16 protein-coding genes are annotated in these 15031 nt (G+C 65.5%); 13 read left to right on the forward strand and 3 right to left on the reverse strand.

Annotated elements, in window-relative coordinates:
- From LCM4576_RS20315 to LCM4576_RS20335, 5 genes are all read left to right on the forward strand, one after another.
- Nucleotides 1-777: a DUF4241 domain-containing protein gene (locus tag LCM4576_RS20315; protein ID WP_052468686.1), complete on the forward strand. Its 777-nt coding sequence runs from the start codon at nt 1-3 to the stop codon at nt 775-777.
- Nucleotides 777-1289 carry a hypothetical protein gene (locus tag LCM4576_RS20320; protein WP_071034185.1) on the forward strand — a complete coding sequence of 171 codons (513 nt, stop codon included), beginning with the start codon at nt 777-779 and terminating at the stop codon, nt 1287-1289. The genes LCM4576_RS20315 and LCM4576_RS20320 overlap by 1 nt, the downstream gene beginning before the upstream one ends.
- The gene (locus LCM4576_RS20325) at nt 1286-2041 is read left to right on the forward strand and encodes a glucose 1-dehydrogenase (RefSeq protein WP_071034187.1); all 756 of its coding nucleotides are present in this window, start codon (nt 1286-1288) and stop codon (nt 2039-2041) included. Before LCM4576_RS20320 ends, LCM4576_RS20325 begins: the two co-directional genes overlap by 4 nt.
- Before the next feature lie 26 nt (nt 2042-2067).
- A complete protein-coding gene (gene lpdA / locus LCM4576_RS20330; protein ID WP_071034189.1) occupies nt 2068-3474 on the forward strand; it encodes a dihydrolipoyl dehydrogenase in 1407 nt (468 codons plus the stop codon).
- Between the two features lie 125 nt (nt 3475-3599).
- Nucleotides 3600-5249: an acetolactate synthase large subunit gene (locus LCM4576_RS20335; RefSeq protein WP_071034190.1), complete on the forward strand. Its 1650-nt coding sequence runs from the start codon at nt 3600-3602 to the stop codon at nt 5247-5249.
- 544 nt (nt 5250-5793) lie between these two features.
- On the opposite strand, the gene LCM4576_RS20340 is transcribed toward LCM4576_RS20335, so the two are convergent.
- Entirely contained in the window at nt 5794-6858 is a 1065-nt protein-coding gene (locus LCM4576_RS20340; RefSeq protein WP_071034213.1) for a TraB/GumN family protein, read from the reverse strand.
- 311 nt (nt 6859-7169) lie between these two features.
- Nucleotides 7170-8117 carry a tyrosine recombinase XerC gene (locus LCM4576_RS20345; RefSeq protein WP_198540278.1) on the reverse strand — a complete coding sequence of 316 codons (948 nt, stop codon included), beginning with the start codon at nt 8115-8117 and terminating at the stop codon, nt 7170-7172.
- Nucleotides 8118-8206: 89 nt separating this feature from the next.
- Between LCM4576_RS20345 and rimM the strand changes: the two genes are divergently transcribed.
- Both rimM and trmD read left to right on the forward strand, forming a co-directional pair.
- Nucleotides 8207-8806 (forward strand): ribosome maturation factor RimM, encoded by a 600-nt coding sequence (gene rimM / locus LCM4576_RS20350; protein WP_071034192.1) that lies wholly within the window; start codon nt 8207-8209, stop codon nt 8804-8806.
- Nucleotides 8803-9498, forward strand: a complete 696-nt coding sequence (gene trmD / locus LCM4576_RS20355; protein ID WP_071034194.1) for a tRNA (guanosine(37)-N1)-methyltransferase TrmD — start codon at nt 8803-8805, stop codon at nt 9496-9498. Before rimM ends, trmD begins: the two co-directional genes overlap by 4 nt.
- A 75-nt stretch (nt 9499-9573) precedes the next feature.
- Here the strand turns inward: trmD and LCM4576_RS20360 are convergent, their stop codons facing one another.
- Nucleotides 9574-10326: a sulfite exporter TauE/SafE family protein gene (locus tag LCM4576_RS20360; RefSeq protein ID WP_071034195.1), complete on the reverse strand. Its 753-nt coding sequence runs from the start codon at nt 10324-10326 to the stop codon at nt 9574-9576.
- A gap of 281 nt (nt 10327-10607) precedes the next feature.
- Here LCM4576_RS20360 and rplS point away from each other — a divergent pair, with 281 nt between their 5' ends.
- The 6 genes from rplS to LCM4576_RS20390 all read left to right on the forward strand — a co-directional run bounded on the left by rplS (nt 10608) and on the right by LCM4576_RS20390 (nt 14955).
- The gene (rplS, locus tag LCM4576_RS20365) at nt 10608-11129 is read left to right on the forward strand and encodes a 50S ribosomal protein L19 (RefSeq protein ID WP_040987802.1); all 522 of its coding nucleotides are present in this window, start codon (nt 10608-10610) and stop codon (nt 11127-11129) included.
- Nucleotides 11130-11286: 157 nt separating this feature from the next.
- On the forward strand, nt 11287-11706 hold the full coding sequence (locus tag LCM4576_RS20370; protein WP_071034197.1) for an organic hydroperoxide resistance protein: 420 nt from the start codon (nt 11287-11289) through the stop codon (nt 11704-11706).
- Nucleotides 11703-12203, forward strand: coding sequence for a MarR family winged helix-turn-helix transcriptional regulator (locus LCM4576_RS20375; protein WP_071034199.1), 501 nt, complete (start codon nt 11703-11705; stop codon nt 12201-12203). The genes LCM4576_RS20370 and LCM4576_RS20375 overlap by 4 nt, the downstream gene beginning before the upstream one ends.
- A 168-nt stretch (nt 12204-12371) precedes the next feature.
- Nucleotides 12372-13169, forward strand: a complete 798-nt coding sequence (locus tag LCM4576_RS20380) for a transporter substrate-binding domain-containing protein (protein WP_071034201.1) — start codon at nt 12372-12374, stop codon at nt 13167-13169.
- Between the two features lie 261 nt (nt 13170-13430).
- Complete coding sequence (locus LCM4576_RS20385; protein WP_071034202.1) at nt 13431-14243, forward strand: amino acid ABC transporter permease; 813 nt, start codon at nt 13431-13433, stop codon at nt 14241-14243.
- Nucleotides 14244-14304: 61 nt separating this feature from the next.
- Nucleotides 14305-14955, forward strand: coding sequence for a class I SAM-dependent methyltransferase (locus LCM4576_RS20390; RefSeq protein WP_071034204.1), 651 nt, complete (start codon nt 14305-14307; stop codon nt 14953-14955).
- Nucleotides 14956-15031 lie beyond the last annotated feature (76 nt).

The following is a 15031-nucleotide window of genomic DNA, read 5'->3' on the forward strand; positions in this document are numbered from 1 at the left end:
ATGAGCGGCTGGCCGGAGCGGTTCGGGTTCAAGCTCGGCCATAGCCTGCGGCGAATTTTCCGGCGCAGCATCGTCATGCTTGGCCTCTCCGCCGCCGTTCCCTCGCCGGCAATCGCCGCCGATTGGGATCCGGCGACGGCCAGCAGCAATTTCGGCGTCTTCGCGCTCTCCGACGCGCAATTGGCGGAGCGCAAGATCACCGTCACACCGATCGGCGAGCTCGAACTCCCGACCGGCGAGATCATCGCCTGCGACCCTCTGATCACGACCGACGACTGGCCGGCGCTGGCCCGCAAGGTCAAGCCCGGRCACTATCCGGTCACGCTGTTGGAGGCGCAGGGCCGGGTCGCCGCGGCGTTCCTTCGCTTCCGTCCCGGCGTACCGGCGCGCTGGGAACTCGCCGTCCTGCCGGGGCAAGACGTCTCGACGCTGAACGGCGACGAGATCTTCGGCTATCCCGTCGATGCCGGCCTCGGCTCGTTCATGGACAAGGCGGCGATGGCCCTGATGTCGGCCGCGCAGGACAAGCTCAAGCCCGAACAGAACTATTATGACGATGTGCTGGCGGCCGAGTTCGCGCCGAACCAGGACCGGTTCGTCATGCACCATCCGGCCGCCGGCAATCCGGTCAACATCGCGATGTTCTGGAGTGGCTGGGGCGACGGATTCTACCCGTCCTTCTGGGGGCTGGACGCAGCGGGCGAGCCGGTGGTCCTGATGACCGATTTCGGCGTGCTCGAAAACGCCGACGGCCGCGAAGACGACCAGGCCAAGTGATGACGACAGCCGTCTCGCCCGTGATTGGATTGATGGCCGGATCGCTGGCGCTCGCGGCGGCGAATTCGAATGCCCAGGCCGCCTGCCCGATCCAGCTTGCGGTCTATGGCGAGGCGCAGAGCGGCGCCGAGATCGACTTCACGCCCGCCGGCCCCTCGGCGACGATCACCAACGCCTTCCGCATGATCCTCGACAACAATGTCGTGCTCGACGGCACCGCGATGTGGACCGAGGGATCGGCGGCGCGGCCGCATGGCTCGCTGATGTACAAATGCCCGACCGGCGACGTCACCGGCGAGGAGCTTACCGCCTGCACGGTCTGGGAAGGCGTCATCTACAGCGCCGACGAGAGGGGCGGTGTCGGCCTGCTGCCGGCCGAAGGCGCCGACGCGCCGAAAAGCCTGATCTTCCCCGATCTCGGGCCGTCACTCGAAATGTCGGCCGCCTATGGTCCCGCCGGCTTCTCCAAAGTGCCATGGGACATCTTCGTGCTGAAAGGCTGCCAGGAATGAGCGCGGACAACAAGACACTGCTGGTCACCGGCGGCAGCCGCGGCATCGGCGCCGCCATCTGCCGGCAGGCAAACCGGGCCGGCTACCGCGTTGTGGTCAACTACGTGTCCAACCAGGCGGCTGCCGATGCGCTGGTCGCCGAGCTCAAGGCCGCAGGCGGCGATGCCTTCGCGGTCAAGGGCGATGTCGGCAGCGAGGCCGATGTCATTGCGATGTTCGAAGCCGTCGACCGGGCCTTCGGCCGGCTCGACGCCTTCGTCAACAATGCCGGYATCGTCGACGTCAAGGCGCGGGTCGACGAGATGAGCGTCGAGCGGGTCGAGCGCATGATGCGCATCAATGTCGTCGGCTCGTTCCTCTGCGCCCGCGAAGCGGTGAAGCGCATGTCGAGACGGCACGGCAGCAAGGGCGGCGCGATCGTCAATCTGTCCTCGGCGGCTGCCAGGCTGGGCTCGCCCGGCGAATTTGTCGACTACGCCGCCTCCAAGGGCGCGATCGACAGCATGACCATCGGGCTCGCGCGCGAAGTCGCGTTGGAGGGCATCCGCGTCAACGCGGTCAGCCCCGGCATCACGGACACCGAAATCCATGCGTCGGGCGGCCAGCCCGACCGGGTGGCGCGGTTGCAGGACGCGCTGCCGATGAAACGGGCAGGCACGGCGGATGAAGTCGCGAGCGCGGTTCTTTATCTTCTGTCGGACGCGGCCTCCTATATAACAGGCACGATCCTGAATGTGAGCGGCGGCCGCTGAAGGCTGGATAAAAAGGATTCCATATTATGGCTTATGACGTGGTTATCATCGGATCGGGGCCGGGCGGCTATGTCTGYGCCATCAAGGCGGCGCAGCTCGGCCTGAAGACGGCGGTGGTCGAGAAGAACGCCACCTTCGGCGGCACCTGCCTCAACATCGGCTGCATCCCGTCGAAGGCGCTGCTCCACGCCTCCGAGATGTTCGCGGAAGCCGGCCACGCTTTCGATACGCTGGGCATCGAGTTGCCGGCGCCGAAGCTCAATCTGAAGAAGATGATGGCGCATAAGGACACGACGGTCRCCTCCAACGTCAACGGCGTCGCCTTCCTGTTCAAGAAGAACAAGATCGATTCCTTCCGCGGCACCGGCAAGGTGGTCGGCGCCGGCAAGGTTTCGGTGACCGGCGAGGACGGCAAGGTCGAGGAGATCGAGACGAAGAACATCGTCATCGCCACCGGCTCCGATGTCGCCGGCATTCCGGGCGTCGAGGTCGATTTCGACGAGAAGGTGATCGTCTCCTCCACCGGCGCGCTGTCGCTGGCCAAGGTGCCTGCCACCCTCGTGGTGGTTGGCGGCGGCGTCATCGGGCTGGAGCTCGGCTCGGTGTGGGCCAGGCTCGGCGCCAAGGTCACGGTTGTCGAGTTCCTCGACAATATCCTCGGCGGCATGGACGGCGAGGTGTCGAAGCAGTTTCAGCGGCTCCTGTCCAAGCAGGGCTTCGAGTTCAAGCTCGGCGCCAAGGTCACCGGCGTCGCCAAGGCCAAGAAGGGCGCCACCGTCACCTTCGAGCCGGTCAAGGGCGGCGCGGCGGAAACCATCGAGGCCGACGTGGTGCTGGTCGCCACCGGACGCCGTCCCTATGCCGATAGCCTCGGCTTGAAGGAGGCGGGCGTCGAGGTCGACGAGCGCGGCAGGGTCAAGACCGACGGGCATCTCAGGACCAACGTGCCCGGCATCTATGCCATCGGCGACGTCGTTGCCGGCCCCATGCTGGCGCACAAGGCCGAGGACGAGGGCGTCGCGGTGGCCGAGACGATCGCCGGCCAGGCTGGCCATGTGAACTACGACGTCATCCCGAGCGTCGTCTACACCAGCCCGGAGATCGCCTCGGTCGGCAAGACCGAGGAGGAGCTGAAGAAGGCCGGCATCGACTACAAGGTCGGAAAATTCYCGTTCAGCGCCAATGGCCGCGCGCGCGCCATGCTGCACACCGACGGCTTCGTGAAGATCCTGRCCGACAAGGCCAGCGACCGCGTGCTCGGCGTCCACATCGTCGGTTTCGGCGCCGGCGAGATGATCCACGAGGCGGCGGTGCTGATGGAATTCGGCGGCTCGTCCGAAGACCTCGCGCGCACCTGCCACGCGCATCCGACGATGTCGGAAGCGGTGAAGGAAGCGGCGCTGGCCACGTTCTTCAAGCCGATCCATATCTAGAGCAATTCCAGGAAAAGTGTGAGCGGTTTTCCGTCCGGAAAACAAAGAGATAGAGCATCATCCCGAACAGAAGGGCGATACGCGTCAGGGTTCGGTATGGCCCGTATCGCACCAGGAGATACCTCGTGTCCAAAGGCTCCGATCTGCTTGTTGCCGCCCTCGAGAATGAAGGCGTGGACCGTATCTTCGGCATACCGGGCGAGGAGAACCTCGACGTCGTCGAGTCCATTCGCAAATCCTCGATAGAGCTTATCCTGACCCGCCATGAGCAGGCGGCCGCATTCATGGCCGCCACCCACGGCCGGCTCACCGGCAGGCCCGGCGTCTGCATCACCACACTTGGCCCCGGCGCCTTGAACCTGACGACAGGCGCGGCCTACGCGCTGCTCGGGGCCATGCCCATGGTCATGATTACCGGGCAGAAGGGCGTCAGATCGTCCAGGCAGGCCCGTTTCCAGATCGTCGACGTCGTGGCGGCGATGAAACCCCTGACGAAGCTTTCGCGTCAGATCGTTTCGCCCAGGATGATTCCGGGCGTGGTGCGCGAGGCTTTCCGCGTGGCCGGCGAGGAGCGTCCGGGACCCGTGCATCTGGAGCTGCCCGAGGACATCGCCGCGGAAGAATGCGACGCGGTGGCGCCGATTCCGCCGCACCCGGTCGAGCTGCCGCTGGCGAGCCCGCTTGCGCTCGACCGCGCCGCGCAGATGATCATCGAGGCTGAGCGGCCGCTGGCGATGATGGGCGCCGCCGCCTCGCGGCCGCGCTCGACCTCGGACCTCGCCCAGTTCGTTCTGCGGACCGGCATTCCCTATTTCACCACCCAGATGGGCAAGGGCACGGTACCGGGTGGAACCGAGCTCTATATGGGCACGRCCGCGTTGTCCGAGCGCGACTACGTGCATGAAGCGATCGAGCGGGCGGATCTCATCATCACGATCGGCCACGACACGGTCGAGAAGCCACCCTTCATCATGGGCGCCGACGGGCCGAAGGTCATTCATGTCGGCTACCAGCCGGCCACTGTCGAACAGGTCTATTTCCCGCAAACCGAGGTGATCGGCGATATCGGCGCCTCGCTCAGGCTGTTGGCCGACCGCCTGGAAGGCAACATTCCCAATGCGCAGGCACTGCTGCCGCTGCGCGAGGGAATATTGAGCCGCATCGCGGCGCGCGACACCGAGGACCGCTTCACCCCGCAGCGCCTGGTGCACGACGTGCGCGCGGTGATGCCGGCCGACGGCATCCTGGCGCTCGACAACGGCATGTACAAGATCTGGTTCGCGCGCAACTACCGCACGCGCGTCGCCAACACGCTGCTGCTCGACAACRCGCTGGCCACGATGGGCGCCGGCCTGCCGTCGGCGATGATGGCGGCGATGCTTTTTCCGGAACGCCGCGTCATGGCGGTTTGCGGCGATGGCGGCTTCATGATGAACAGCCAGGAGCTGGAAACCGCCGTCAGACTGAAGCTCAATCTCGTGGTCCTGGTCATCGAGGACCATGCCTATGGCATGATCCGCTGGAAGYAGGCGGTCGACGATTTTCCCGATTTCGGCATGRCCTTCGGGAATCCCGATTTCGTCCGCTATGYCGAAGCCTATGGCGCCAAGGGCACCAGGGTAGGCGCCATCGCCGAGTTGAGACCTGCCCTCGAGCAGGCCTTTGCCGCGGGTGGCGTCAATCTCGTCGCCGTTCCGATCGACTATTCGGAGAATGAGCGGGTCCTGGTCGAAGAGCTGCGCCATCGGCTCCCCTGGCCGGCCAGTCCCGTGTGACGCGTTTTTCCGAAGCTGGGGACAGCGCCCCAAACAGAACGGCCCGCCTTTCGGCGGGCCGTTCGTCGTCAAGCTGTAGCCCGATCACTGCGCCGGGGCAGGTGCCGGAGCTGGGGCCGGCGCGGGTGCAGGAGCCGGAGCGGGAGTCGGGGCAGGCGCCGGAGCTGGTGCCGGAGCTGGTGCCGGCTCAGGGGCTGGGGCAGGCGTTGCAGGCGCGGGGGCGGGCGTGCTGGCGGCCGGCGGCTCAGCCGGGGCGGGGGCATGCTCGCCGCCGCTTCTGCCAAAGACATAATACGCAACAATGGCCAGGATAATGACAACAAGGGCGATCAGCCACCCGCTGCCGCCWCCACCGCCACTCGACGTGGGAGGCGTGCTCGAGGGGGTGAAGGGGTCGTTAGGGTTCGCCATGAAACGTGTCCTCCTTGGATGAAAGTCATCAAAATAACAGCCATCAACGCGCTGAGCCCGCATCGGGTTTCACGCGGACGGACGGAAAGCGCTGAAAAACCGGCGTTTTCAGGTCCGCCAGCCGCCAGACGACTCAGTTGACGGCGGTAACAGTATACCCTGACTTGCGAAAATCCTCGACCAGTCCTTCCGGACCGGGCAGATGCATGGCGCCGACGGCCATGAAGACGTTGCCCTTGGCCAAAATCGGCCCGGCATGCGCCGCCATCACCTTGTTGCGGCTGATGATCATGGTCTGCTCGAAGGCGGCATAGCCCGCCTTGTCGTCCGCCGTGTCCGGCAAGACGGCGCGGAACAGCGGCCAGAACATGCCGATCTCGCCGCGCTGGTAGAGCACGATCATCGTCTCGTTGACGTCGTTCACCTTGTCGCCGAGCTTCATCGTCTCGACCAGGCTCTTCATGTGGAATTCGAGCGGCAGCGAGGCCATGGCGCGCAACTGATCGACGGCGGTCTCGAGCCCTTCGACGTCCTTGCCCGAGGCCTTCGCGTCGGCGGCAAGCCTGACGTCCAGCACGGGTTCGCCGGCGCTCTGGCGCGCCACCTCGCAGGCCGGCAACGCCATCATCGCCGACAGGATCCACGGCTTCATCTTGGCGACTGTCGCCGGCGGGATACCGCGGGCGTCGAGCCCCTTGTTCAGCGCCGCAGCATCGTCCGGCGACAGCAATGATGACAGCGTGGTGTTGTCGGTGAACATCATCAGGCCGGGYTCGCTGGCCATGGCGGCCATCATCTTGGCTTTGTCCATCGCATCGGTGGTCTCGATGATGATGGTGCCGGCGCCGTCATAGGCCTTTTGCGCGGCGGCCGGCAGCGTGGTGACGCGCGTATCGGTCATATGCRTGGTGCCGAACAGATAGGACGGCTTTTCGCCCGGCTTCTCCAGCTTCCACAGCAGGCCCTTGCCGTTGGGAACGGCCGCCGCTTCGGTCTCGACTTTCTTGAAGGCGGCGGGATCGTTCTTTTCCAGCGCCGTCAAAAGGTCGGTGCCGAYRCAATTGGGAACYCCCGCATGGRCTCGGCCGGCAAGCAGCAGAACGACGAGGAAAGACAGGAAAAACAGCACGTTGAGCGCCGCAAGCAGCTTCAACGAGACAAGGGCCGCGCGGTCGGCGATGGCGATGACGCGTTTCATGAAAAGCGTCTTAGCGCTGAAAAGCGGCAAAACGGTTAACCGGCGGGGCGAAATTGTTTGAGGTGCGACGTCGGATGGAAAGGCCTTGGCGATTGGCGGAAACGCCCATCGGGTCGTCATCCACGGGCGGAGCAAGGAGCGCAGCGACGCGCGCAGACCCGAGGATCCATTCCGTGACTTCAACGAGTTGCAACGATGCAGAATTCTCTCCGCTGTGCCCTTCGCGAAAGTCACGGCATGGATTCCAGGGTCTCCGCTTCGCTACGCCCTGGAATAACGACGTTCGAGGGCCTCGCACAACGCCAAGGGCGTCACGCCCTTGGATGCGCCTTCTCGTAGATGTCGAGCAGCCTAGCGGTGTCGACGCCGGTGTAGATCTGCGTGGTCGACAGGCTGGCGTGRCCGAGCAGTTCCTGGATGGTGCGCAGGTCGCCGCCACGGCCGAGCAGGTGGGTGGCGAAGGAGTGCCGCAGGGCATGCGGTGTCGCTGTGTCCGGCAGGTTGAGCGCCGAGCGCAGCTTCGCCATCTCGCGCTGGACGATGGCCGGGTTGAGCGGGCCGCCACGGGCGCCGCGGAACAGCAACCCCTCGGGCTCGATATGGAAGGGACAGAGCCGGCGGTATTCGGCGACCGCCTTGCGGGCCACCGGCAGCACCGGTACCAGCCGCGTCTTGCCGCCCTTGCCGGTGACCCGCAGCACGGTGTCGGCGTCCGAGGCGAGGTCRCCACCGGTCAGCCCGAGCGCCTCGGAGATGCGCAGGCCGGAGCCATAGAGCAGCGTCAGCACGGCGGCATTGCGCGCGGCGACCCAGGGTTCGTCAGCGAGCTGGCCTTCCACGGCCACGACCTGTTTCGCGTCGCTTGCCGTCAGCGGCTTGGGCAACGACTTCGGCTGGCGTGGCGCGCGCAGCGCCGTCGCGCCCGCTGCGTTGACCATGCCGCGTTTTTCGAGAAAGCGCAGCAGCGAGCGGACGCCGGCAAGGCCGCGCCCCAGCGTGCGGGCGCCGGCGCCGTCATTGCGGCGCTTGGCGAGGAAGCCGCGCAGATCGGCCGGCCGCAGGTCGGCGATGTCCGAAATGCCTGGAGGGCCGCCGCGATGGCCGGTCAGGAAATGCAGGAACTGGCGGGTGTCGCGCTCGTAGGCCTCGACCGTCTCCGGCGACAGCCGGCGCTCATGGGCGAGTGTCTTCAGCCAGGTCTCGCGCGCAGCCTGGAGGTCGGGTTTGGCCGGGATGAGGAATTCCTGCATGGCGGCAATTTCAGGCATGCGGGTTAGGAAGCGGTGAAGAGGCCGTCATTGAAATGACCACGGGACGGCGCTAGAGCAGGGCAAAGGAAGCGCCGCCGATGTCGAAGCTCGAAAACCCCGTACAGATGGCCGTGATCGGTGCCGCGCACGGCATCAAGGGCGAATTGYGGGTGAAGACCTTCACCGGCGATCCGCTGGCGCTGGCCGATTACGGCCCGCTCTTTGCCAAGGATGGCCGCGCCTTCCAGATCCTGGACATCAGGCCGGYGGGCACCGTCGTGGTCGTGCGCTTCAAGGGCGTCAGTGACCGCAATGCGGCCGAGGCGCTGGCCGGCACCGAGCTTTTCGTCGACCGCTCGGTGCTGCCCGACGACGGCGAGGAGGACGAGTTCTATCACGCCGATCTCATCGGTCTCGATGTGAGAGACGATACGGGCGTCATCGGCAAGGTCGTCGCCGTGCATAATTTCGGTGGCGGCGACATACTCGACGTCACGCTTGCCGGGCGCAAGGGCGTGCTGATCCCGTTCACGCAGGCCGCGGTGCCGCATGTCTCGATCGCCGACGGTTTCGTCGAGGTCGATCCGCTTGCGGCCGGCCTTGTCGAGGATGAGGAAGATGGCGCCGCACCTGGCCGTTCCGGCTTCGACCCCCAGGGTCGGCCGCGCGGACCGAAGGATGCCGGGGGCAACCGTTGAGCTTTGCCGCTTCGGTGCTGACGCTCTATCCGGAGATGTTTCCGGGCGCGCTCGGCCTGTCGCTGGCCGGCCGCGCGCTGGAAGCCGGCACGTGGTCGCTGGAGGCGATCCAGATCCGCGATTTCGCCACCGACAGGCACCGCACCGTCGACGACACGCCGGCGGGCGGCGGCGCCGGCATGGTGATGCGCGCCGATGTGCTCGCAAGGGCCATCGATCACGCTTCGCCGCCGGGCGATCCGCGCCCGCGCCTGCTGATGAGCCCGCGTGGCAAACCGCTGACGCAGGCCCGGGTGCGGGAACTCGCTGGCGGCCCGGGCGTCGTCATACTGTGCGGCCGCTTCGAGGGCGTCGACCAGCGGGTGATCGAGGCGCGGGGATTAGAGGAAGTCTCGATCGGCGATTTCATCCTGTCGGGCGGCGAGCCGGCCGCGCTCGTGCTGCTCGATGCCGTGGTCCGGCTTTTGCCCGGCGTGATGGGCAACGCGGTGTCCGGCGAGGAAGAGAGTTTCGAGAACGGCCTGCTCGAGCATCCGCACTATACGCGGCCGCAGGAATTCGAGGGCAGGCCGATCCCGGACGTGCTGATTTCCGGCAATCACAAGAAGATTGCCGAATGGCGGCGCGCCGAGGCCGAGAAGCTCACGCGTGAGCGGCGGCCTGACTTGCTGGGCGCCGATCCACCCCGGTAGCCCGGGGCGATCGTCCTTTTATCTGACCATGATCTTTTCCGAAAACCGGTTCCCCACTTTTCGGGATCATGGTTTTCAGCCCTTGGTGAAGTAGTAAAAAGCCAGGAGCAGGCCGACGGCGACGACGAAGCCACGCACGACGCCTTGCGGCACGCGCTTGGCGATCCAGACGCCGGCATAGCCGCCAAGCGCGACGCCCGGGATCATGACGATCGCCTGCGGCCAGGCGACGACGCCTCCGGAAACGAAGACCAGGATGGCGACGACCGCGATCACGATCGACAGCATGTTCTTCAGCGCGTTGAGCCGGTGGTAGTCGCCGGCTTGCGTCAGGCCAAGGGTGGCCAGCATCATCACACCCATGCCGGCGCCGAAGAAGCCGCCATAGACCGCGGTCGCGAATTGAACGAGCGAACCGRCAAGCGAGCCTACCGAGGCCTGGTGCTCCGGCCCGGCCGCGGGCTTCAGCCACGGCCCGGCGGCGAACAGGGCGGTGGCGGCGATCAGCAGCCAGGGCACGAGGGCGCGGAAGGACGGATTGGAGAGCGCGAGCAGGATGAGCGAGCCGGCCAACGCGCCGAGCGCGGAAATCAGGCAAAGCAGCAGGGCGCCGCGCCAGAAATGCCGGATATCGGTCCAATAGGCGAGCGTCGAGGTAATATAGCCCGGCAGCTGCGTCACCGAGGAAGTGGCGTTGGCGACGATCGGCGGCAGGCCGACCAGCGTCATGGCGCCGAAGGTGAGGAAGGTGCCGCCGCCGGCAACCGCATTGGCGGCGCCTGAGGCAAAACCCGCGAAGAAAAGCAGAACGGCATCGAAAAAACTCATTTCCCCGCTTAGAAAGCTTCCGAGGCGAGCGCAACCCGGCACGGCGTCAATGTCATGGGGCCATCGAGCGCAAAAAAATGCCTGAAAGGCGTGACAAAGCCGCAAAWTGGCTGTATGTCGCCGCCCGAACCGGAAGAACGATCTTCTGGACCCGTCAACAAGTGCGGTGTAGCCGTCCCTGCCCGATGTTTCGACAAAGGGCATAGCCGAGCGGTCATTGGAACTGCAAGGCGAGCCGAGGACGCTCTGACTGTCGGAAGAACAAGAAGTGGATTTTTGAGATGGATCTTATCCGTCAGCTCGAGGCCGAACAGGCCGCCAAGATCGAAGCCAAGCGCAAGCTGCCCGAATTCCAGCCGGGCGACACCGTGCGCGTCCAGGTGCGCGTCACCGAAGGCAGCCGCACCCGTGTCCAGGCCTATGAGGGCGTCGTCATCGCCCGCGCCGGCTCCGGCTTCCAGGAGAATTTCACCGTCCGCAAGATTTCCTACGGCGAAGGCGTCGAGCGCGTTTTCCCGGTCTACTCGCCGATGGTCGAGGGCGTCGAGATCGTGCGTCGCGGCAAGGTGCGCCGCGCCAAGCTCTATTACCTGCGCGACCGTCGCGGCAAGTCGGCCCGCATTTCTGAAAACACCGGCGTGCGCGCCCGCAAGCTGAACGACGAAGAGCGYGACGCGCTGAACGCCGAGCGCGCCCGCATCGAGGCCGAGAAGGTCGCCGCCGCCCAGGCGCTGGCCGCCGAGACGGCCGCCAAGGAAGCCGCCGAGAAGAAGGCTGCCGCCGAGGCTGCTTCCGCCGAATAAGGTTTTGGCGAAACGGGTTTGGAAAAGGCGGCTTCGGCCRCCTTTTTTGTTTTCACCGAGCTGTGATCGCGAGCCTCGGGAAAACCGATCCGGCAGGGTTGACGGACAATTATCTTGTACACTAAATAATCGTGTACAAATCAATTGGAGATAAAAGATGCCTGCACTCTACACCGCCCAGGCTCGCGTCACCGGTGGCCGCAACGGCCACGGCGAGACCAGCGACGGGCTGCTCAAGGTCGATCTGGCGATGCYGAAGGAGCTCGGCGGCAAGGGCGGCGCCACCAATCCCGAGCAGCTCTTCGCCGTCGGCTATGCGGCCTGCTTCGAGAGCGCGGTGCGCTTCGTCGCCCACCAGCAGAAGCTGCCGCTTAAGGACGCTTCGATCACGTCCACGGTCAGCCTCTATCCGAACGACCAGGGCGGTTTCCGCCTCGGCGTTTCGCTGGCGGTGGAAATCAAGGGCCTTGATCAGACAGGCGCCGAGGCGCTTGTATCGGAAGCACACAAGATCTGCCCCTATTCCAACGCCATCCGGGGCAATATCGATGTGGCGCTCTCGGCAAAGGCTGCATGACGACGAAAACCGAAACCATGACCAGGCAGGCCCCGGCGCGGGACGCCGGGGCATCCGAGGTGCCACGCCTCGACCAGCAGCTTTGCTTCGCGCTCTATTCGGCAAGCGGGCTGATGACCAGGCTTTACCGGCCGCTGCTCGATCCGCTCGGCCTCACCTATCCRCAATATCTGGCGATGCTGGCGCTGTGGCAGCATTCGCCGAGCACGATCGGCGAGCTCGGCGCGGCACTGGGGCTCGATTCGGCGACGCTGACGCCGCTGATCAAGCGGATGGAGGCGGGCGGCCTGGTGACGCGCCGGCGCGATGCCGCCGACGRACGCCGGGTCCTGGTCGAGCCGACCGCCAAGGGCGATGCGCTGCGGGCGAAGATGAAGGACGTGCAGGACGGCTTAAGCTGCGGCATGCCGCTGGAGCGGGCCGAGCTCAAAGCCCTGCATGGCACGCTGACCCGCCTGGTCGCCGGATTGCGCGAAGCCACGGCCGGTCAGGATTGATCGCGGCAACGGTCATCCCGCGAAACCTGCCCCGAAGAGCACAGGATTGCATATTGGCCGGCCCGAGGCGGCGCGGACCGGCTTGCAAGGCGCTTGCGGCAAGCTAAAGTCGGCGCCGGATTTCTCAGGCCGCGAAATTGCAGCGCGGCCGCACTTCGGAGATTTGTCATGACCAAGTCGAAACTGCTGCTGGCCGCCATGGTGGCCTGGCTTCTCGTGCCTGTCGCGGCGCTCGCCGACAATTTGCCCGACCTCGGCGGCAAGAAGGTCGTGGTGGTGACCGAAAACGCCTATCCGCCGCTGCAGTTCATCGACAAGAAGACCGGCAAGCAGATCGGCTGGGAATATGACGCGATGGACGAGATCGCCAAGCGGCTGAACTTCAAGGTCGAGTACCAGAACACATCCTGGGACGCGATGATCCAGGCGGTTTCGGACAACCAGTACAACATCGGCATGACCGGCATCACCATCAAGGACGACCGCAAGGAGAAGGTCGACTTCTCCGATCCCTATATGCGCTCGGAGCAGTTCATGCTGGTGCGCGGCGACGAAAGCCGCTTCACCGACGCCAAGAGCTTCGGCGCCTTCAAGGACGGGCTGATCGGCGCCCAGCCGGGCACCACGCCGTTCTACACCGCCGTCTACAGCGTGCTCGACGGCAACGAGCAGAACCCGCGCATCAAACTGTTCGAAACCTTCGGCGCGACCGTGCAGGCGCTGAAATCGGGCGACGTCGATGTCGTCTTGACCGACGGCACCGCCGGCCAGGGCTATGTCGATGCTTCCGCAGGCAAGCTGAAGCTGATCGGCGGACCGCTCGGCACCGAGGATTTCGGCTTCATCTTCCCAAAGGGTTCGGATTTGGTGAAGCCGGTCAACGCCRCCATCGCCTCGCTCAAGGCCGACGGCACGTTCGACAAGCTCAACAAGAAGTGGTTCCTCGATTACAAGATGGGGCAGTGAGCTCGTCTTGTTGCGCGCGGTGGGTTTGCAGGAAATCGCGCTGAGTTTGCGCCCAGTYCCCCCTCTCTGCCCTGCCGGGCATCTCCCCCTCAAGGGGGGAGATTGGACGTCACGCCGGCTTTCGCCAATTATCAACGTTGCAGGATGTGCGGAGCGRCTTGAACTGCTAATCTCCCCCCTTGAGGGGGAGATGGCCGGCAGGCCAGAGAGGGGGGCCTGGACGCTATCCTCTCGGCACGTTCGCTCCACCAGCATCGCCTGATGGCAGCGCCRTCCCCCACATCCAAACCCGAATTCCCCTGGTGGCTGGCCGCCGCCCTTGCCCTTGCCTTGGCCGYCGCCCTCGCCATTGCGTCCAGCGATCTCTACGCCGAAGTCTTCGCTACCGTCGCCAAGGGCATCGGCATCACCGTCTTCGTCACCGCGGTCGCCTTCGCGCTCGCCTCCGTGCTTGGGCTCGGCATCGCGCTGATGGYGCTGTCGCGGTCGCAATGGCTGCGGCAGATCGCGCGTTTCTATGTCGAGATCATCCGCGGCGTGCCGATCCTGGTGCTGTTGTTCTGGATCGCCTTCGCCGGGGCGCCTGCCTTCGTCGCCGCCTGGAATGCGCTGACCGCGCCGCTGCAGAGCGCCGGCCTGATCGGCGAATTGCTGGTGCGCGACGTCTCGCTTCTATGGCGCGCCATCATGGCGCTGACCATCGGCTATTCGGCCTTCATCTCGGAAGTGTTCCGCGCCGGCATCCAGTCGGTCGAGAGGGGCCAGATCGAAGCCGCTAAGGCGCTCGGGCTCAGCCGGGCGCAGCGTTTTCGGCTGATCGTGTTCCCGCAGGCGATCCGCATGATCCTGYCGCCGCTCGGCAATGACTTCGTCGCCATGGTCAAGGATTCCTCGCTGGTCTCCGTGCTCGGCGTCGCCGACATCACGCAGATCGGCAAGGTCTATGCCGCCGGCTCCTTCCGCTTCTTCGAGACCTATTCGATCGTCGCCTATATCTACCTTATCCTGACCGTCGGCCTGTCGCTGGCGCTGCGGGCGCTGGAACAGCGGCTGCGCCGGCAGCATCAGGAATAGCCGGCGGCAAAAGTCCGCGTTAGGTTGGGAAGCGTTGCAATCCGGCTCGGAGGACTCGCCCATGAATTTCGACAAGGCCAATGCGGCGCTGGATTCCGTCTATTCGGCCGAGACGCCGGAAGGGCTCGCCAAGGCCTATGCCGAATGGGCCGCGACCTATGACGGCGAGACCGCTTCGCTCGGCTATCTCCTGCCMTTCCTGATCACCGCCTGGGTAGCGCGGCATGTGCCGGCGGGCGAAGGTCCGCTGCTCGACGCCGGCTGCGGCACCGGCCTGTCGGGACCGTCGCTGAAGGCTCTGGGCTATGGCGACATCGCCGGGCTCGACCTTTCCGAGGACATGCTGAAAATCGCCGGCAGCCGCCAGGCCGGTGGCAAGCCGGCCTATAGCGAGCTGAAGAAGGCGATGCTCGGCGGCCCGCTGCCGTGGCCCGAGCGGCATTTCCGCGCCTTCTTCTCGACCGGCGTCTTCACCATCGGCCATGCGCCGGCCTCGGGATTGCATGAGCTGGTGCGCATCACGAAGAGCGGCGGCCACGCCATTTTCACGGTGCGCGACCAGGTTTTCGAGAGCGGCGGCTTCCAGGCCGTGTTCGACGAGCTGGAGCGGGCGAGGAAATGGCGCCTGGTCGAGCAGAGCCCATGGTTCCGCTGCTACGCCATCGGCGATCCGGACGCGCTGGTGAAGACGTTTGTGTTCGAGGTGGTGTGAGCAAGCCTGACGCCATTTCCTCGCCCCCGCGAAAGCGGCTAGGGGATGCACACATCGTTTGAGGTGAATGACTCGC

The organism is Mesorhizobium sp. LCM 4576 (assembly GCF_001854815.1).
Lineage (GTDB): Bacteria > Pseudomonadota > Alphaproteobacteria > Rhizobiales > Rhizobiaceae > Mesorhizobium > Mesorhizobium plurifarium.

What these genes read in the sequence shown, in the direction of transcription:
- LCM4576_RS20320 (WP_071034185.1), top strand. Translation starts at nt 777, where the DNA reads ATGACGACAGCCGTCTCGCCCGTGATTGGATTGATGGCCGGATCGCTG.